14 protein-coding genes are annotated in these 17,881 nt (G+C 65.8%); 5 read left to right on the top strand and 9 right to left on the bottom strand.

Annotation, left to right across the window (positions count from 1 at the left end):
- Nucleotides 1-176: 176 nt before the first annotated feature.
- The 4 genes from ACMGRF_RS15060 to ACMGRF_RS15045 form a co-directional block, all read right to left on the bottom strand.
- On the bottom strand, nucleotides 177-2,474 hold the full coding sequence (locus ACMGRF_RS15060; protein ID WP_049415298.1) for a TonB-dependent receptor: 2,298 nt from the start codon (nucleotides 2,472-2,474) through the stop codon (nucleotides 177-179).
- A gap of 200 nt (nucleotides 2,475-2,674) precedes the next feature.
- A complete protein-coding gene (gene phbB, locus ACMGRF_RS15055) occupies nucleotides 2,675-3,415 on the bottom strand; it encodes an acetoacetyl-CoA reductase (RefSeq protein ID WP_005419193.1) in 741 nt (246 codons plus the stop codon).
- Between the two features lie 24 nt (nucleotides 3,416-3,439).
- The gene (locus ACMGRF_RS15050) at nucleotides 3,440-4,768 is read right to left on the bottom strand and encodes a CitMHS family transporter (protein WP_049415311.1); all 1,329 of its coding nucleotides are present in this window, start codon (nucleotides 4,766-4,768) and stop codon (nucleotides 3,440-3,442) included.
- Nucleotides 4,769-4,843: 75 nt separating this feature from the next.
- Nucleotides 4,844-5,983 (bottom strand): OprO/OprP family phosphate-selective porin, encoded by a 1,140-nt coding sequence (locus ACMGRF_RS15045; RefSeq protein WP_049415302.1) that lies wholly within the window; start codon nucleotides 5,981-5,983, stop codon nucleotides 4,844-4,846.
- Between the two features lie 242 nt (nucleotides 5,984-6,225).
- Here ACMGRF_RS15045 and ACMGRF_RS15040 point away from each other — a divergent pair, with 242 nt between their 5' ends.
- From ACMGRF_RS15040 to ACMGRF_RS15025, 4 genes are read left to right on the top strand one after another with little or no spacing between them, the layout of a single operon-like run.
- On the top strand, nucleotides 6,226-6,915 hold the full coding sequence (locus ACMGRF_RS15040) for a response regulator (protein WP_049415305.1): 690 nt from the start codon (nucleotides 6,226-6,228) through the stop codon (nucleotides 6,913-6,915).
- On the top strand, nucleotides 6,908-8,299 hold the full coding sequence (locus tag ACMGRF_RS15035; RefSeq protein ID WP_100479119.1) for a sensor histidine kinase: 1,392 nt from the start codon (nucleotides 6,908-6,910) through the stop codon (nucleotides 8,297-8,299). Before ACMGRF_RS15040 ends, ACMGRF_RS15035 begins: the two co-directional genes overlap by 8 nt.
- On the top strand, nucleotides 8,296-9,351 hold the full coding sequence (locus ACMGRF_RS15030; RefSeq protein WP_049415307.1) for an ABC transporter substrate-binding protein: 1,056 nt from the start codon (nucleotides 8,296-8,298) through the stop codon (nucleotides 9,349-9,351). The genes ACMGRF_RS15035 and ACMGRF_RS15030 overlap by 4 nt, the downstream gene beginning before the upstream one ends.
- A 28-nt stretch (nucleotides 9,352-9,379) precedes the next feature.
- Nucleotides 9,380-10,036 carry a response regulator gene (locus ACMGRF_RS15025; protein WP_049440202.1) on the top strand — a complete coding sequence of 219 codons (657 nt, stop codon included), beginning with the start codon at nucleotides 9,380-9,382 and terminating at the stop codon, nucleotides 10,034-10,036.
- Between the two features lie 45 nt (nucleotides 10,037-10,081).
- Here ACMGRF_RS15025 and ACMGRF_RS15020 read toward each other — a convergent pair whose 3' ends face one another.
- From ACMGRF_RS15020 to ACMGRF_RS15000, 5 genes are all read right to left on the bottom strand, one after another.
- Nucleotides 10,082-10,411: a hypothetical protein gene (locus ACMGRF_RS15020; RefSeq protein ID WP_143566552.1), complete on the bottom strand. Its 330-nt coding sequence runs from the start codon at nucleotides 10,409-10,411 to the stop codon at nucleotides 10,082-10,084.
- Nucleotides 10,412-10,541: 130 nt separating this feature from the next.
- Nucleotides 10,542-11,009 carry a GlcNAc-transferase family protein gene (locus ACMGRF_RS15015; RefSeq protein ID WP_414485365.1) on the bottom strand — a complete coding sequence of 156 codons (468 nt, stop codon included), beginning with the start codon at nucleotides 11,007-11,009 and terminating at the stop codon, nucleotides 10,542-10,544.
- A gap of 58 nt (nucleotides 11,010-11,067) precedes the next feature.
- Nucleotides 11,068-11,385 (bottom strand): hypothetical protein, encoded by a 318-nt coding sequence (locus tag ACMGRF_RS15010; protein WP_143566365.1) that lies wholly within the window; start codon nucleotides 11,383-11,385, stop codon nucleotides 11,068-11,070.
- A gap of 874 nt (nucleotides 11,386-12,259) precedes the next feature.
- The gene (locus tag ACMGRF_RS15005) at nucleotides 12,260-14,908 is read right to left on the bottom strand and encodes a PAS-domain containing protein (RefSeq protein ID WP_414485364.1); all 2,649 of its coding nucleotides are present in this window, start codon (nucleotides 14,906-14,908) and stop codon (nucleotides 12,260-12,262) included.
- A 66-nt stretch (nucleotides 14,909-14,974) separates the two neighbouring features.
- Nucleotides 14,975-16,144: an OprO/OprP family phosphate-selective porin gene (locus ACMGRF_RS15000; RefSeq protein WP_049411689.1), complete on the bottom strand. Its 1,170-nt coding sequence runs from the start codon at nucleotides 16,142-16,144 to the stop codon at nucleotides 14,975-14,977.
- 331 nt (nucleotides 16,145-16,475) lie between these two features.
- Here ACMGRF_RS15000 and ACMGRF_RS14995 point away from each other — a divergent pair, with 331 nt between their 5' ends.
- Complete coding sequence (locus ACMGRF_RS14995; RefSeq protein WP_414485363.1) at nucleotides 16,476-17,819, top strand: dicarboxylate/amino acid:cation symporter; 1,344 nt, start codon at nucleotides 16,476-16,478, stop codon at nucleotides 17,817-17,819.
- Nucleotides 17,820-17,881: the final 62 nt, after the last annotated feature.

Raw genomic sequence — 17,881 nt, 5'->3', positions numbered from 1 at the left:
GCCTCCGCGCCGGCGCGGGGAAGTGTCCAGCGGGGGTAGGCAGGCCCATGCAGGACCGTGAGGCGCATGGATGCGCCGATCGAGCCCCCATGGATGGGTTTACGGGGTGTCCTGCATGGGCCTGCCTACCCGCGCCATGCAGGAACAATCAACGCGCCGCAGCGCCCGCTTCTGACTTAGAACTCCGCCGCCACCGTCATGAACAGCTGCCGCGGCGCGCTCGCATGGATCGCATAGCGCGTGCCCTTCGGATCGGTCGGTGCGAACGAACTCAGCTGGCCGGCGTAGCGCTTGTTGGTCAGGTTGGTCGCGTTCAACGACACCCGCACGTTGCGCAGGCCCAGGCCGGGGCCGAAGTCGTAGCCTGCACCAGCGTCGAAGGTGGTCACGCCCGGCACCGACTGGTCGTTGGTGTAGGTGTAGTAGCGCTTGCCGGTGTACTTGGCACGCAGGCTGGCGAAGAAGCCATCGCGGTTCCAGCTGATTTCGCTGGAGGCCATGCGCTGCGGCGTATCCACCGTGATCTTGCCCGCCACCGGCACGATCGCGCCGCCCGAGGTGTAGTCATCCTCGTAGGTGGTCTTGTTCCAGGACAGCGCGTTGTACCACTGCAGGCCGTCGATCGGCTTGAGGATGAAGGTCAGCTCCGCACCATGGCTCTTCACCGAACCGACGTTGATGAAGCGCGTCACGCACTCCGGACGCGTGCCGACCTCGATGCTCGAGCACGGGTTCAGCGACAGCAGGCGGTTGTCGAACTTCACGTTGTAGGCCGCGATCGACGCCTGGTACTTCTCGCCGAAGGTACGGAAGCCGGCTTCCAGGCTCTTGGACTTCTCCGGTTCCAGCCCGGCGCTGGCCGCGAACGATTCCGGCGACACCTGCAACGGGCCACCGCTGCCGCCGCCGACGAAGGCGGCGATGTTCTCGGCGTACGAGGCGAACAGCTCATTGTTGGCGTTGAGCTTGAAGCCCAGGCCCACCTGCGGCAGCACCGACTTCTTGGCGGTCAGCGTGCCCGAGGCGATGCTGGTTTCCACGCCCGGCTGGGCGGTGGCGCGCATGCGGGTGTTCGGGCTCTTGATGCCCACGTCGACGGTCAGGCGCTGGTCGAGGAAGCGCATGCGGTCCTGCACGTAGAACTGGCGCGTGCGGATGTCGAAGTCCTGGTTGAACAGCAGGCGGTCCGGGTTCTTCAGGTACAGGTCGTCCAGGAACGGGCCGCTGATGTAGTAGAAGTTGCGCGACACGTTATGGTCGTTCTGCTCGTACCACAGGCCGGCTTCCAGCTCGTGGATACCCACCGTCCACGACAGCGCGGCGGTCAGACCATCGCGGTTGATCGTGTAATTGGTGCTGCGGATCGAAATCGGCAGCATCCTGTCGGTGCCCGGGTAGGACGGCTGGCCCGGTGCCCACCAGTGGCCCTGGCCACGGTTGTCGTGGTGGTAGGCCAGCAGCTTCAGGCGGCCCTGCTCGCCCAGGCGCAGGTCGGCATCGACCGAATACAGATTGTCGTCGCGCAGTGCACGGCTCTGGTAGTAGGCATCGTCGATGCTGTTGACGCCGCCGCTGAACTTGCAGCGCGCCTTGTTGTAGGTGCCCGGCGCGCAGTACGCGGCGGCGACGGCGCGATCCCAGTCCGGCGCGTAGATGTTCCAGTCATACCCCAGTCCGCGTGCCAGCATGTCCTTGGACAGGTAGGCATAGTTGGCCTGGCTGGCGCGCGAGGTGGCCACGAACGCACCGAAGCGGTGGTCGCCGACGTTCCACACGGCCTTGGCGTTGAACTGGCGGGTGGTCTGGTTCTGGTACGGCGCGGCCCACATGTCCTGGTCCTGGTGCACGCCGGACACGTAGGCCGAGAAACCATTGATGTCGCCTGTATCCACGCGCAGGTAGCCGCGACGCTGGTTGTTGTCACCCACGGTGACGCTGGCGCGTCCACCGAATTCGGTGGACGGGTCCATCGAGAAGTACTGGATGGTGCCGCCCAGGTTGCTCGTCGACGCCACGCCCAGCGAGCCGATGCCCTGCGACAACTCTGCGCCGGCCAGGTTCTCGGCGATGATCGCGCGGGCAATGCTCAGGCCGTTGTAGTTGCCGTAGCTGTTGTCGCCCAGCGGGATGCCGTCCAACGTATAGCCGAGGCGGCTCTTGTCGAAGCCGCGCAGGCTGATGGTCTGCGATTCTTCGTTCGCGCCGAAGGCATCGTTGGACTGCACCGACACGCCCGGCAGGCGGTCGAGGATTTTCTGGCCACTGGTGCCCGGCGGCAGCACCTGCTTGTCCACGGCAGTGATGCGCTGCACCTGGCGGGTCTCGCCCTGGCCGATCACGGAGACGGTGTCCAGCGTCTGCGCGCTCAGCGCGGCATCGGTGCTGGCGCCGGTATCGGCGGCGGTGGCGGCATGGGCGCTGGCGGCGGCGGAGAGCGCGATCGCTACGGCGATCGTCAGGTGTCGGGTCTGCATGGTGGTCCGTTGCATGGGGAGTGATCACCGGCACGCGTGCGCGGTGCAGGCCCACTATGCGAACGGAACATGAAACCTTCTTTACGAAAAACCAACGAACGATGCAGGCCCCGTGCGCGTCCTGCAACCAGATAAAAAAAGGGCCGGATCCTCCTCGCGAGCGAAGGTTCACCGGCCCCGCACACTCCGTGGGGGAGGGCTCAACCCATGTACAGGCCACCGTTGACCGGATAGTCGGCACCGGTCACGTACGAGGCTTCATCCGAGGCCAGCCACGCGCACAGGCCGGCCACTTCCTCGGGGCGACCCAGGCGACGCACCGGTACCGACGCCGCCAGCCGGTCCAGCACATCCGGCGGGAAGCTGCTGATCGCCTGGCTGGCGATGTAGCCCGGCGACAGCGTGTTGACGGTGACGCCGCGCGAGGCCACTTCAGCGGCCAGCGCACGGCTGAAACCGTGCATCGCGGCCTTGGCGGTGGCGTAGTTCACCTGGCCGATCTGGCCCTTGTGGGCGCTGACCGAGCCGATATTGATGATGCGGCCCCAGCCCCGCGTGGCCATGCCGTCGACCACCTGCTTGGTCAGGTTGAACAGCGCATTGAGATTGGAGGCGATCACCGCGTTCCAGTCTTCCACCGTCATCTGCCGGAACAGCAGGTCGCGGCTGCCACCGGAGTTGTTGACCAGCACGTCCACCTCGCCGACTTCTGCACGGACCTTGGCGAACGCGGCGCTGGTCGAGGCCCAGTCGGTGGCGTTGCCTTCGGAGGCGATGAAGTCGAAGCCCTGTTCGCGCTGCTCGCGCAGCCAGTTGGCCTTGCGCGGCGAATTGGGCGCGCAGCCGGCGACCACGGTGTGGCCGCTGCGGGCCAGGCTCTGGCAGATGGCAGTACCGACACTGCCCATTCCACTGGTGACGTAAGCGATTCGAAGCGTCATTGCAGAAGGCTCCTAGGCAAAGGGTCAGGCGGCGAGGGGGTACAGGCCGAACAGCAGGCTGCCGATCATCAGCAGCATCGAGATGGCGATGGCCCACTTCAGGGTGAACTTCTGGTGGTCGGCGAACTCGACCTTGGCCAGGCCCACCAGCAGGTAGGTCGACGGCACCAGCGGGCTGAGCAGGTGCACCGGCTGGCCGGCCAGCGAGGCGCGCGCCATTTCCACCGGGGTGATGCCGTAGTTGCCGGCGGCCTCGGACAGGATCGGCAGCACGCCGAAGTAGAACGCGTCGTTGGACATGAAGAAGGTGAACGGCATCGACGCCACCGCGGTGATCACCGCCAGGTACGGGCCCCACGACTCCGGAATCACCGCCAGGAAGCTGTGCGACATCGCTTCGACCATGCCGGTGTTGTTGAGGATGCCGGTGAAGATGCCCGCGGCGAAGATCAGCGACACCACCGACAGCACGTTGCCGGCATGGTTGACCACGCGGCGGCGCTGCTCGGCCAGGTTCGGGTAGTTGATCACCAGGGCGATGGCGAAGCCGACCATGAACAGCACCGGCATCGGCAGCACGCCGATGATCAGCGCGGTCATCAGCGCTACGGTCAGCGCAAGGTTCACCCACAGCAGCTTCGGCCGCTTGATGTCTTCGGCGTCCTCTACCGACGGCAGCGCGTTGTTGTCATCGGACACGCTGTTGTCCATCCAGCTGCCGCCCTTGGGCAGGGTCACCACGCCGAGGCGACGGCGTTCCTTCAGGCCCAGGTACCAGGCCAGCAGCAGCACGCCGGCACAGGCGATCACCATCGACGGGATCAGCGGCACGAACACATCGGCCGGGTCCACGTGCAGCGCGGTGGCCGCGCGTGCGGTCGGGCCGCCCCACGGGGTCAGGTTCATCACGCCGCCGGCCAAGATGGTCACGCAGGTCATGTTCAGCGCGTTCATGCCGAGGCGCTGGTACAGCGGCAGCATCGCCGAGACGGTGATCATGTAGGTGGTCGAACCGTCGCCATCGAGCGAGATCAGCATCGCCAGCACCGCAGTGCCAAGCACGATCTTCATCGGGTCGCCCTTGACGAAGCGCAGGATCACCCGTACCAGCGGATCGAACAGGCCGGCGTCGATCATCACCCCGAAGTAGAGGATGGCGAACATCAGCATCACGCCGGTCGGCGCGATCTTCTTGATGCCCTCCAGCATCATCTCGTCGATGCCGGCGCCGAAGCCGCCGATCAGCGCGAACAGGATGGGGATGGTGATCAGGGCCACCAGCGGCGACAACCGCTTGCTCATGATCAAGTACATGAACGTAATGACCATGCCAAAGCCGAGGATGCTCAGCATCATCTGCGGACTCCTTGCGAAAACAGGATGTGGGGGAGTGGAAGGGGGTCGGGCGGTTTGCCCGGGACAGCTGGCTTAGAAGTCGTACTGCAGGCGGCCGGTGACCGCGCGCGTGCGGTCCACCGTGACCCCGGCCAGGCGGTCGCGATTGCGGCTTTCGATCACGTTGAGCATGAAGCGCAGGTTGTCGCGCAGGTACCAGTTGCCACCCAGCGTCCACGCTTCAGTGCTGCCACGGCGCAGGTCCGGCGCGCCATCGAGGTGCTGCGCGCCCCACATCTGGTCGTAGCGCAGCGCCACTTCGAAGGCCCCAGCCTTGTGGCGGATGTCCTTGACCCGTGCGAAGCGGCCGGTCTTGCGGTCGTAGGCACGGCTTTCGCCGGTGACGAACCAGCTGAGCATGCCGTAGGCCGCCATCACGTCGCCGCGTTGGGGGCCATCATCGAAGGTGGCGCCACTGAACTCGCCCTGCCATGACAGCGGGCCGCGCACCTGCGCGTATTCCAGCGACCACTTGTTGACGTCGGTATCGCGGCCGGCGGAGAAGTCGACCAGGGTCAGGCGGCTGTTGTCGGACAGGTGGCCGGCCGGGCGCGGGCGGATGCGCAGGCCGGGCACGCCGTTGGCACCCGGGTTGTCGTAGGCCTCGCGGGCCAGCGACAGGCCCAGGTGCAGCACGTCACCGTCGCTGGGCGAGGGCGCCCAGGTGACGCGCCCCCCCGCTGCGCGGCCCTTCACCTGCCAGGCGTCGATGCTCTCCAGGCTGTAGATGCTGGCCGCCCAGGTAAAGTCACCCGGATTGGCCTGCCAGGACGCACCCAGGCGATACAGCGGCGCCAGCGTGGTGCCGGCGTTGCCGCGCTCCAGGAAGCTGCCGTAGTTGGAGCTGGTACGGTCATCCAGCGAGAAGTACTGCTTGAACTGGCCCACGGTCAGCTTGCCGGCCTTGCCGAAGCTGCGTGCCAGGTACACGTCCTTGGCCTCGACGCGGTCGCCGGAGAAGTCGGCTTCCAGCTTGTAGTCGACCACGAAGAACTTGCCCGACACATCAAGCCACGCGCGGCGGATCTCGGTGTCGTCCTTGTTCGGGGTACCGCGGTTGTCGTTGTCGAAGGTGGCGAAATCCAGGTGCAGGCGACCACCGAGGGTGGCGGTGACCGGACGGTCGTCTTCGGCGGCGTAGGCCGGCGCCGACAGGGCAGCCAGCGCCATCATGGCGGCAGGACGCCGCCAGGCAAACGTGAATTCCACAAACCCTCCCAGGTGCGCGCCAGGCGCGCGGCAATCGTGGGCACCGGACGGTGCGCGGCCGCAGTCTGGGTCGGGCAAGCTGTCATCGTCCTGTCAGCGGTTTGTGCGGTGCAGCGAAAAGCGTGCCGGCGATCTCGCCGCGCCGTGCCCGGCGAGCTCGGCGGCGGCATGCGGTAGCATTCGGTTCCCCTCCCACCCGTGTGCCCATGCGCCTGCTGCTGGTCGAAGACAACCCGGATCTGGCCGATGCGATCATCCGCCGGATGCGCCGTAGCGGGCACGCCGTGGACTGGCAGGCTGATGGCCTGGCCGCCGCCAGCGTGCTGCGCTACCAGAGCTTCGACCTGGTGGTGCTGGACATCGGCCTGCCCAAGCTCGATGGCCTGCGCGTGCTGGCCGGCATGCGCGAGCGCGGCGACAGCACGCCGGTGCTGATGCTGACCGCGCGTGATGGCATTGAAGATCGCGTGCAGGCGCTGGACGTCGGCGCCGACGACTACCTCGGCAAGCCGTTCGATTTCCGCGAGTTCGAAGCGCGCTGCCGCGTGCTGCTTCGGCGTGCACGCGGGCAGGCCAGCGAAGTAGTGCAGATCGGCGGCTTCCAGTTCGACAACGCTGCGCACCGGGTCAGCCTCGACGGCGAACCGATCGAACTGCCCAACCGTGAGTACCGCCTGCTGGAGATCCTGGTCGGGCGCCTCGGCCACGTCGTCGGCAAGGATGAGATCGGCAACGGCCTGTTCGGTTTCGATGACGAAGCGGGCCCGAATGCCATCGAGTTGTATGTTGGCCGCCTGAGAAAGAAGCTGGCGGGCGCGCCGCTGCGCATCACTACGGTGCGCGGCGTTGGCTATCTGCTGGAAGCCAGCGATACCGATGCCGACGCCGATGGCTGACGTGCGCGCTGCGACTGCGGCGCCGGGTTCGCTGCGGCGCACGCTGCTGCTCTATCTCGGCGTGCTGCTGGCAGTGTTCGCGGTGGCCCTTGTGTTCGCCGCACGCGATTACGGCCAGCGTGCCGCCAACCGTTCCTACGATCACCTGCTGGTGTCCTCGGCGCTGTCCATCGCCGATTCGGTGGCGCTGGTCGATGGACAGTGGCAGGTGGATCTGCCGTATGCGGCGCTGGACCTGCTGGCGATGGCGCCCGAGGACCGCGTGTTCTATCGCGTGGCCGACAGCCGCGGCACCCTGATCACCGGCTACGGTGACCTGCCGGCACCGCCGCACCGGCCCGGTACCCAGCCGCAGCTGTTCGATGCCACCTACAGCGGCGAGACCGTGCGCTTCGTGGTGGTCAGCCGCAGCTTCGCCGCCGCCTCGGCGCAGGGCGAGGTGCAGGTCCAGGTCGGTCAGACCCGGCGTGCGCGTGAAGCGGTCGCGCAGGACATGGTCAACCGCGCGTTGCTGGCGATCGGCGTGCTGTCCGGGCTGCTGCTGGCGCTGGTGGCGTTCGGCGTGCATCGCGCATTCCGGCCGCTGGTGCGGGTGGAGCGCGAGCTGTCGCGACGGGAACCGTCCGACCTGAAGCCGCTGGATGCCCGCGTGCCGCGCGAGATGGACCAGATGGTGGCGGCGCTGAACCGCTTCATGGAACGCCTGTCCAGCAGCAACGAGACACTGCGCGCGTTCATGGCCGAGGCCGCACACCAGATGCGCACGCCGCTGGCCGCGCTGCGCGCGCAGGCGCAGCTGGCGCTGGATGACGATGATCCAGAGGACATGCGGCGCAGCCTGCAGGCGATCGAGCGCAACGCCACGCACATGAGCCGGCTGCTCAACCAGCTGCTCAGCGATGCCAGCGTGATCCATCGGTCGCACCTGCAGCGCTTTGCGGCGGTGGACCTGGCCGAGACGGTGCACCAGGCGTTGCATGAAGCGCTGCCGCAGGCAAGCCCGGCACCGCGCGTGCAGTTGGCGATGACCGCCGAGCCGGTGCAGGTGCATGGCGACGCGCTGCTGCTGCGCGAGGCGATCAAGAACCTGGTGGACAACGCAATGAAGTATGGCGGTGATGGCCCGTTGCAGATCGCGTTGACCGTGGAGGGCGGGCAGGCCGTGCTGACCATCGCCGACCATGGCGCTGGCATCGCTGCGGCCGATGCCGAGCGCGTGTTCGAGCGCTTCGCGCGTGGCGAGGGCGCGCCATCTGGCGGTGCCGGGTTGGGCCTGGCCATCGTCAAGCGCGTGGTCGACAGCCATGGCGGCCGCATCGACCTCAGCAACCGCCCGCAGGGCGGGCTTATCGCCACCATCCGCTTGCCACGGAGCAGTCCATGATCCGCCTGTTTGCCACGGCCGTTGCCCTGCTGCTGGCCCTGCCGGTGCTGGCCGCGCCGGGCGACGTGCGCCGCTTCCCTGCGAAGGGGGCGGCCACGGCGCAGCTGCGCATCCACGGCACTACCGACATCGAAGTGTTCGCGGTGGTCATCGCCGACTACCAGCGCCTGCACCCCGGCACCGAAGTGGTGTACGAGGACATCATCACCCAGGACCTGTACGCGCGGTACCTGCACGACCGCGGCGGGCCGGCATCACCGGACCTGCTGATCTCCAGCGGCATGGACCTGCAGACCAAGCTGGTCAACGATGGCCACGCACTGCCGCACCGCTCGGCGCAGACTGCCGCGCTGCCGGCGTGGGCGCAATGGCGCAACGAAGCATTCGGCATCAGCTACGAGCCGGTGGTGATGGTCTACAACACCCGCGCACTGCCGGTGGCGAAGGTGCCGCACACGCGCCGCCAGCTGCTCGACCGGCTGCGTGCGGAAGGTGCACCGCTGCGCGGCAGGGTCGGCACCTATGACATCGAGCGCAGCAGTGTCGGCTACCTGCTGGCGACCCAGGACGCGCAGCGCGGCAGCATCGCCGGTGCGCTGCTGGGCGCGCTCGGCGACAACGACGTGGTGCGCGAGGAGCGTACTGGCGTGCTGCTGGACCAGGTGGCCAGTGGCCAACTGTCGCTGGTCTACAACGTGCTCGGCTCCTACGCGCAGGCACGTGTCGATGCCGGCGCGCCACTGGCCATCATCGAGCCTGAGGACTACACGCTGGTGGTGCTGCGCACCGCGGTGATCCCGCGCACCGGCCTGCACCCCGAAGAAGCGCGGCGCTTCCTCGACTACCTGCTGTCGCCACGCGGCCAGCAGGTGCTGTCGCGCGAGGCGCGGCTGATGCCGATCGTGACCGGCAACGCACGGGGCGACGATGCACCCGGCCGCAGCCGTCGCCCGATCCAGCTCGGCCCGGGCCTGCTGGTGTACCTGGACGCGCTCAAGCGTCGCCAGTTCCTCGATGCCTGGCGCAGCAGCGTCGAGCCGGCCGGGCGCTGAGGCGGCGACCTGCCCGTACAATGGCGGCATGAGCGAATACACCATCCTGATCGCCGATGACCACCCGCTGCTGCGTTCGGCGGTGGTGCAGTCCTTGCGGCAGAGCCTGCCGCTGGCGCAGGTGCGCGAGGTGGCCAGTGCCGAGGCATTGGCTGAGGCGCTCGACGCACAGCCGGACGTGGACCTGGTGCTGCTCGACCTGACCATGCCAGGCGCCCATGGTTTTTCCGCGCTGCTGCACGTGCGTGGCTCGCATCCGGACATCCCGGTGGTGATCCTCTCGTCCAACGACCATCCGCGGGTGATCCGCCGCGCCCAGCAGTTCGGCGCCGCCGGTTTCATCCCGAAGTCGGCCCCGGCCGAGACCATCGGCGAGGCCGTGCAGGCAGTGCTCGACGGCGGCCTGTGGTTCCCGGCGATGGCCGCCGAGCGCTCGGAGGCCGATGCGCTGCTGGCCAGCCGCCTGGCCCAGCTGACCCCGCAGCAGTTCCGCGTGCTGCTGTGCCTGGCCGATGGCCTGCTCAACAAGCAGATCGCCTACGAGCTGGGCCTGGCCGAGAACACAGTGAAGGTGCACGTCACTGCGATCCTGAAGAAGCTCGAATGCCATAGCCGCACACAGGCTGCGGTGCTGGTGAAGGCGCTGGAGCCGGAAGGCGACCCGCGGGCAGGGATGGACGGCTGATCAACGCAGGGCATTCAGACGGAGATCTTTTGTCTGGCGCTGTTGTCAAAGAAGGACCTCTTCAACGAAGATCGAAAGCTGATGGTCCGTCAGCGCATCGTCGCTGCGCACGTGTACCGAATAGCGGACCGGCAGTTGGTGCAGCGGTGCCCTGAGTGTGTCGATATACTGGACTTGACCTTCTCTTGAAAGAGATTTCAGTTCGGACTTGGACAACTCGCGGGTTGACTGCCTCACGCCATCCGACGAGTAGGAAGAAACAAGCACCGAGGCCGGAAATGAAGGGCAGCGGGTTGCGCAGGAAATGTGGACTCGCATTGAGCGGAAGTAGACGAGACTCCGCTTCCATTCATTCTCTTCAATGGTCTCTGACAAGCGGACTGGTTCTTGCACAGTAAGTGATTGCTTGTGAACTGCTCGAGGTCGAAAGTTGATCCCGGTGTGTCGCTCGTACTGACGCAGTGTGCGCTGTGAGCCCAGTCCAAAAATTCCAAAGCCTTCCATCTCAGATCCCAGGATCGAAGCTGGGGGGGCATCCTGTTAGAACTGGCCTTGGTGAGTGCACCCTCGGACGCTCGAGTAGGCTCTTCATCTTTAAGTCCCATTCACCCGAAAAGCGGTGGTGCGAGTCGATCTGAAGGTTGTAGTGCTCACCCCGGTAGCGCCGCTGGGCCAGGTTTATGGCCCAGCCGCATCCCTTGGAGTGAACATAATCAATGTCGATCAACTCGATGTTTGCACCATGTATCCGTAAGAAATGGACTGTAGTGCCTTCTTCGGTTGCTGTATGGGTCAATTCAAATCCGTTCGCTTCGAAGGACTGGATGTCCTGTTCGGATCCGTGTTGCCAGCAGATGACAACGCGCAGCAGGAATGGCGACTTGGCATTTTCTATCATGTCCTTCAACGTGGGTAACAGCTGAGGGTCTCGATAGCTTGGTATCTGTACAAAGATGGTTCTTTCCAGATTCATCAGGGGTGCGAGCTCCTCGTGGCCTTACGCACTGGAACGCTTCAGCCTGGTTGAAGGATTAGTTGCCGCTGATCGAATTCATTACTGGATCGGTGGAGAATATGAATCTGTTCTCGTATCCAGAGCCAAGATTCTCAGAGGCTTCGGCGTAGCTGTAGGTGGGAGAGGATTGGTCTGACGCAAGCCTGCGGCCCCAGGCTTCATGGTCGGCATTGCTTTTGGCCCGAGCGATGCCGATGCAGATGCTAAGGCCGCATGACAGACGCTCCAGTTGGGCGTCCTCACCCATCGCGCGTGTTATTGAGGATCGATAGTGCTTGGCTAGATCCTGTGCCTCAGTGCTGGTTGCAGCGTCCTGGGTCATGCGGTCGATCACGTCTGATGTGCTTCTGCCGGAGCGTAGGAGGTCTCCGGCAACTTGACTTGAGATTCCGCCCTCGAAGATGAGTGCAGATTCTGATTGAAGATACTCGAGTGAGGATGCTACGGGACGGGAGGTCGCTGTCGAGTTGTCTGTTCTTGATCGCACAACCAAAGGCTGTGTGCTGAGATCGCTCGATCTGACTTGATTGATTTGTGCGTCTGCCGCGCTCGTATTGAGAGTGGTGTTGGCATCTGATGCTCTGTCATCTGTACATCCTGCGCAGCACATGCATAGTAGTGTTGCAGTGATCAGATGTGAGATCTGTATGATGGAGCTGGGCATGTGATTGGAGCTCACTGTGGATCCTAGGTTGCGGGCTATGGGTGTCAATCAATAGGGCAATCAAAAGGACCATTGCAGTCCGGTGGTCGGGTTGTCTGGAACACTGTCCTTACGCGTCCGCCACAGCAATCCGTAACTTTCCAGGCGCCGGCAGAGTCAACATTGACGACACAGCTGTTGGTGCAGCGATATCTGACACCATTGAAGGTCGTTTCACTCTCCGCATTTGCTTCGCCGGTTGCCAGTGCCAGGCCAGCTGCAAGAACAACGCTACCCAGTGAATGCTTGTCCATTCTTCGCCTACGGTGTGGTCGGCCGATCGGCCGGGGAACGAGATATTCCATGCTTCAGTAGCGCCGGTCTGTCAGGAGACTGCTTGTCTTTGCTCGGAATTTGTCCATGCCTTACGCATCTGCGTCGCGCGTCTCGCTCCTTCTCACTTTGCGGATCTCACGCGAAGGGGCGTAGTCATTCGGTACGGGATCAGCCGGGAGCGACCCTGCCCGCGCATCGGCACGGCGATGCCTTACATGGCGAAGCGGTACTACCCCCGATGCCGCAACAACATCTGCGTCATCAATGCCCGCAACGCGGGCGGCCGCACCGGCTTGAGCAGGAAGCCCCAGCCGTTCTCGGCGGCATGCGTCTTCAGCGCCTCGTCACGCTCGGCGGTCACCAGGATCACCGGCGGGCGCACCTTCCACAGCGTGCACAGCGCTTCATACAGGTCCGGTCCGTGCCATTGCCCCATGCGCACGTCCAGCAGCAGCAACTGCGGTACGTTCAGTGAACTGGCGATTTCCAATGCACCCTGCGGGCCATCGGCGAGTTCCACCTGGCAGCCCCAGCGTTCCAGCAGCGCACGGGTCGCCGCACAGACGTGGGGATCATCGTCGATGCTCCACACACGGCATTGTCGCAGTGGGCTGTCATCGGAGGGTTCGCTCGCGATGACCGACGCTGCGGCAGGTGCGATCACGTCGTCGGCGCGACCGAGTGCCACGCTCACGGCGAATACGCTGCCCTTGCCCAGGGTGGAACGCAGGCTGATGCGGTGGCCGAGCAGGCGGCCGATGCGTTCGACGATGGCCAGGCCCAGGCCGGCGCCACGTTCCTGCTCCACACCATCGTTCAGGCGACGGAACTCTTCGAAAATCTCACCCTGCAGGCTTTCCGGAATGCCCGGGCCCTGGTCGTGCACCTCGATGCGCAGCTGGTCGCCCGCGCGCCGACAGCCGATCAGCACGCGTCCCTGTGGTGTGTAGCGCAGCGCGTTGGACAGGAAATTCTGCAGGATACGGCGCAACAGCGCTTCATCACTGACCACCACTGCGCGGGTGTCCACCCAGTCAAGTTGCAGGCCGCGGCCCTGTGCGGCGATGCCGAACTCACGCGCCAGGGTCTCCAGTAGCGGCGAAATCGCAAAGGCGCGCACACGTAGCTGCAACGTTCCTGATTCCAGCCGCGAGATATCCAGCAGGCTGTTGAGGATCGCATCCTGCGCGGCCAACGCAGCGTCGATATGGTCCGCAGTCTGCTGCTGCGCCGGGTCGCCCAGCTTGCCGCGCAGCACCGAGACGAACATGCGCGCAGCGTTGAGCGGCTGCAGCAGGTCGTGCACCGCCGAGGCGACGAAGCGGGTCTTGTAGCGGTTGGCCTGCTCGGCCTCGCGGCGCGCTTCGTCCAGGTCGCGGGTGCGCTCGGCGATGCGGTGTTCCAGCGCATCGGCCAGCGAGCGCAGTTCGCGCGCCGCGTTCTTGTAGCTGGTGATGTCGGCATAGCTGGTGACGAAGCCGCCGTCGGGCAGCGGGTTGCCGCGGATCTCCAGCACCGTGCCGTCGTCCTTCTCGCTCTCGCGCATATGCGGGCGGCCACTGCGCAGGTGGTTCAGGCGGCGCTCGATGGCCTCGTCCACCGGGCCGGGACCGAGCAGGCCACGGCGCGCGTTGAAGCGGAACAGTTCCTCGATCGGCCGGCCAACGCGCACCAGGTCCACGGGGAAGCGGAACAGTTCCAGGTAGCGCGAATTCCACGCGACCAGGCGCAGTTCCCGGTCGATCACCACCACACCCTGTGGCAGGTGTTCGAGGCTGCGGCTGAGGCCGCTGTCGGCATCGGTGGCGGCCTGCAGCAGGCCATCCTGTGCGGTGCGCAGTTCCTGTGCGTGCTGCTTGAGCAGGGTTTCCAGTTCGCGGCGGCTGCGCAGGCGATGCTTGGCCAGGCGTCGGCGCTGCTGCACGAACAGCACCAGGAAGCCCAGCGCCAGCCACGCGGCACCGCCGGTCAGTGCCGCCGCGCGACCGGCAGCAGTAGCGGCGCTGGCGTCGTGCAGCAGGTGCAGGTTCCAGCCCTCGGCGGGCAGCGGCAGGCTTTGCCACAGCATCGGCTGCGGCAGCGCAGGATCCAGCAGCCGCACCATGCGGCCGCCATCGGCAAGCACGTCTTCAGTACGCGCGCGCAATGGCTGCAACGCGCGGTCGGCGTATTGGCGGGCGTCCAGCATTTCGCGGCGCTCACCGGCACGCAGCGGACGCAGCAGCCGGTAGCGCCAGCTGTCCCGGTTGGCCAGGAACACGACGTCATGGTCGTCGCTGGCCAGCACCACGTCCGGGCTGCTCAACCACTCCTGTTCCAGCGCGGACAGCTCGACCTTGATCACCACCACGCCGAGCCGCTTGCCGTCATCCTCAATGGCCTGCGAAAGGTAATAGCCGGGCACGCCGGTGGTCATGCCGATGCCGTAGAAGCGGCCACGGCCCTGGGCGAGGGCTTGGCGGAAATAAGGACGGTAGCTGTAGTTCTCGCCGACGTTGCTGGTCGGCTGGTCCCAGTTGCTGGCTGCCACCGCCACACCATCGTGGCCGACCAGCGTCAGGGTCGAGGCCCGGGTGACTTCATTGGCACGTTGCAGCTTGAGGTTCAGTCGCTGCCGTTCGCCGGGCGAGGGCGGCACACGCAGTGCGTGCAGCAGATCCGGATCCAGCGCCATGACCTGCGGCAAGGTGCCGAAGCGGTCGATGCGCTGTTGCAGGCCCTGGCCATACAGCTGCAGCTGGCGTTGCACCTGGCTGCTTTCGTCGCCGAGCGCGCGCCGCCAGGCGTAATGGCCAGCGGCGACCGCGCACAGCACGGTGCCACCGACCATCACCAGGATCGTCAGCAACAACATCCGGTGGCGGCTGAGCCAGTACATGGCGGCAGTCTACGCAGGGCCGGCGGGCGTGGCGTGCACGCCCGCCGGGGTCTGACGTGGAAGGGGTCAGAAGTGCATCTGCGCGCGCAGCTCGAAGATCTCCGGCGTGCTGTGCACGCCACGACGGCTGGCGTCGACCTTCACGTAGTTGGCCTGGAACTTGAAGTGGCTGGTCAGGTACCAGTTCGCACCCAACGTCAGGTCGTGCTGGCGGCCACCGAGGATGTCGCCATCGTCGAGGTCCAGGCGGCTGTAGCGCGCCACCAGTTCCACTGCACCGTAGTTGTGCGCCGGCTTGATGTTGGCCACCGCGCCAGCGTTGTACGGGCGCGATTCGCCGGTCAGCACCCAGCTGGCCATCGCGTACTGGCCGCTGCCGGTGAAGTCGGGCTTGCCGTCATGGCGGGTGACCGTCGCGCGCAGCGCTTCGGCCTGCAGCGAGAACGGGCCATGGATCCAGATGCCTTCCAGGCCGGTGCGGCGGATCTGGTCGGCGGTGACCAGCGCGCCGGAATCGACGTAGCGGATGTCGGTCAGGCCGGCTTCCGGGCGCGCGCGCAGGCGGGCGCTGGCCTCGTGGTGCACATCGCGGCCATCGCTGTAGCCGCGTGGGTTCTCCTGCGAGTAGGCCAGGCCCAGGTGGATAACGTCACCCGGTGCCTTCACCGGCGTCCACACCGCACGCACCGCCTGGGTGGTGCCGGGGTTGTCGCCCTGCAGGTCCTTGCCGCCATAGGCGCCGGCCTGCAGCAGGTACTGCGGGCGCTCCAGCACCCATTCCACACCGGTACGGCGACCTTCGTAGAAGGCCTGCACCGGCAGCGAGGTTTCCAGGAAGCTGCCGGCACGCGAGGACGTGTTCGCGTCCAGGCCGACCGGGGTCTTCATGTAGCCGAAGCGGAAGCGGCCGATGTCGCGGCCGAAGAAGGCCTTGCTCTCGAAGCGCACGAACACGTCCAGCCAGGTATCGGCCTGGAAGTCGTAGTAGACCATCGCGTCGTACACGCCCTTCTTCTTCAGCGTCGCACCGAATTCCTTGCGGCGCACGGCGTCGTCGTCCTCGAGGCCACTGGCCGAGGAAAAGTCGTTGTAGTCGTAGGCGATGTTGGCGGTGGCCGCCAGCTCGGTGCCATCCCCGAAGGTGTACCTGGTCGGCCAGTTGTCGAAATCCGCAGCCGAAGCGAAGGCGGGTAGGGCGGCCAGCGACAGGGCCAGCAAGGTGGGATTCGGGCGCATGTTGGGTGCGGCTCTCTCAGATTGCGTGTGGACAGGACATCAACGGCCGCAGGGGCCGAAACTTTCGCAGGGACATGCCCAGCCGTTCAGCCCGGGCCACCGGCCTTCCCGTTTATGGGCGGTGCGGCGCCAGTGTAGGCACCTGTGCCACCTGAACCGGGGGGCTAGTACCAATAGGTTATCTGCGCCGGCGTGCCTGGCGCGTACAAAGGCGTCCATTGGTCGCACCCCTGTGCGTGCTGTACAGGACCTGCGATCAGTTTCCACGGTAACGGTTCCCGTGCAGTCCCGGGACCGTACGTGCCTGAAAACGCCCCTTCCGGAGTCCGCCATGCACATCCCGACCGCAGCAGCGGTGCCTGCAAAACCGTTGCCGATCTATCGCCAGCTGTACTTCCAGGTGATCGTGGCGATCGTCCTCGGCGCCATCCTCGGCCACTACGAACCGTTGGTGGGCGAAAAGATGAAGCCGCTGGGCGATGCCTTCATCAACCTGGTGAAGATGATCATCGCACCGGTGATCTTCCTGACCATCGTCACCGGCATCGCCGGCATGACCCACCTGCGCACGGTGGGCCGGGTGTTTGCCAAGGCGATGGCGTACTTCCTGTTCTTCTCCACGCTGGCGCTGATCGTCGGCATGATCGTGGCGCACGTGGTGCAGCCCGGCGCGGGCATGAACATCAACCCGGCCGAGCTGGACCAGACTGCAGTGCACGGCTACGTCGAGAAGTCGCATGACCTGACCCTGGTCGGCTTCCTGATGGACATCATCCCGAAGACGCTGGTGAGCGCCTTCGTCGATGGCAACATCCTGCAGGTGTTGTTCATCGCGGTGCTGTTCGGCATCGCGCTGGCCTCGGTGGGCGAGAAAGGCAGGCCGATCGTGAACTTCCTGGAGGCGCTGGTCGCCCCGGTGTTCAAGCTGGTGCACATCCTGATGAAGGCCGCCCCGATCGGTGCCTTCGGCGCGATCGCCTTCACCATCGGCAAGTATGGCGTCGGCTCACTGATCAACCTGGCCTGGCTGGTGGGCTCGTTCTACCTCACCGCGTTCCTGTTCGTGGCGGTGATCCTGGGCCTGGTCTGCCGCCTGTGCGGATTCTCGGTGTTCAAGCTGGCCCGTTACCTGAAGGCCGAACTGCTGCTGGTGCTGGGCACCTCCTCCTCGGAGTCGGCGCTGCCGTCGCTGATGGAGAAGATGGAACGCGCCGGCTGCAGCAAGTCGGTGGTGGGCCTGGTGGTGCCGACCGGTTACTCGTTCAACCTGGACGGTACCAACATCTACATGACCCTGGCGGCGCTGTTCATCGCCCAGGCCACCAATACCGAACTGACCCTGGGCCACCAGATCGCCCTGCTGCTGGTCGCCATGCTCAGCTCCAAGGGCGCGGCCGGCGTCACCGGTGCCGGCTTCATCACCCTGGCCGCCACCCTGGCCGTGGTGCCGGAGGTGCCGGTGGCTGGCATGGCGCTGATCCTGGGCGTGGACCGCTTCATGAGCGAATGCCGCTCGCTGACCAATTTCATCGGCAATGCGGTGGCCACCGTGGTGGTCTCGCGCTGGGAAGGCGCGCTGGACCGCAACCGCCTGCAGCTGGCGCTGGATGGCCGCGAGAGCGAACTGCCGCCGCCGGTCGATGCGCTGCCCGAGGCGCTGCCGGCCAAGGGCTGATCCAGGTGTGTGGTACCGCGGGGCCGGTCACGTCAGTGGTACGGCCCCGCGGCGTTTCAGGG

Source organism: Stenotrophomonas sp. EMP41, assembly GCF_047495535.1.
Lineage (GTDB): Bacteria > Pseudomonadota > Gammaproteobacteria > Xanthomonadales > Xanthomonadaceae > Stenotrophomonas > Stenotrophomonas sepilia.
This window is presented reverse-complemented; position numbering and strand designations above follow the sequence as displayed.

Bases quoted from the DNA above. Each gene is read 5' to 3' on its own strand.
- phbB (WP_005419193.1), bottom strand. From the start codon at position 3,415: ATGACGCTTCGAATCGCTTACGTCACCAGTGGAATGGGCAGTGTCGGT.
- ACMGRF_RS15045 (WP_049415302.1), bottom strand. From the start codon at position 5,983: ATGATGGCGCTGGCTGCCCTGTCGGCGCCGGCCTACGCCGCCGAAGAC.
- ACMGRF_RS15025 (WP_049440202.1), top strand. From the start codon at position 9,380: ATGAGCGAATACACCATCCTGATCGCCGATGACCACCCGCTGCTGCGT.
- ACMGRF_RS15005 (WP_414485364.1), bottom strand. From the start codon at position 14,908: ATGTACTGGCTCAGCCGCCACCGGATGTTGTTGCTGACGATCCTGGTG.
- ACMGRF_RS15040 (WP_049415305.1), top strand. From the start codon at position 6,226: ATGCGCCTGCTGCTGGTCGAAGACAACCCGGATCTGGCCGATGCGATC.
- ACMGRF_RS15030 (WP_049415307.1), top strand. From the start codon at position 8,296: ATGATCCGCCTGTTTGCCACGGCCGTTGCCCTGCTGCTGGCCCTGCCG.
- ACMGRF_RS15050 (WP_049415311.1), bottom strand. From the start codon at position 4,768: ATGCTGAGCATCCTCGGCTTTGGCATGGTCATTACGTTCATGTACTTG.
- ACMGRF_RS14995 (WP_414485363.1), top strand. From the start codon at position 16,476: ATGCACATCCCGACCGCAGCAGCGGTGCCTGCAAAACCGTTGCCGATC.
- ACMGRF_RS15060 (WP_049415298.1), bottom strand. From the start codon at position 2,474: ATGCAGACCCGACACCTGACGATCGCCGTAGCGATCGCGCTCTCCGCC.
- ACMGRF_RS15000 (WP_049411689.1), bottom strand. From the start codon at position 16,144: ATGCGCCCGAATCCCACCTTGCTGGCCCTGTCGCTGGCCGCCCTACCC.
- ACMGRF_RS15035 (WP_100479119.1), top strand. From the start codon at position 6,908: ATGGCTGACGTGCGCGCTGCGACTGCGGCGCCGGGTTCGCTGCGGCGC.
- ACMGRF_RS15015 (WP_414485365.1), bottom strand. From the start codon at position 11,009: ATGAATCTGGAAAGAACCATCTTTGTACAGATACCAAGCTATCGAGAC.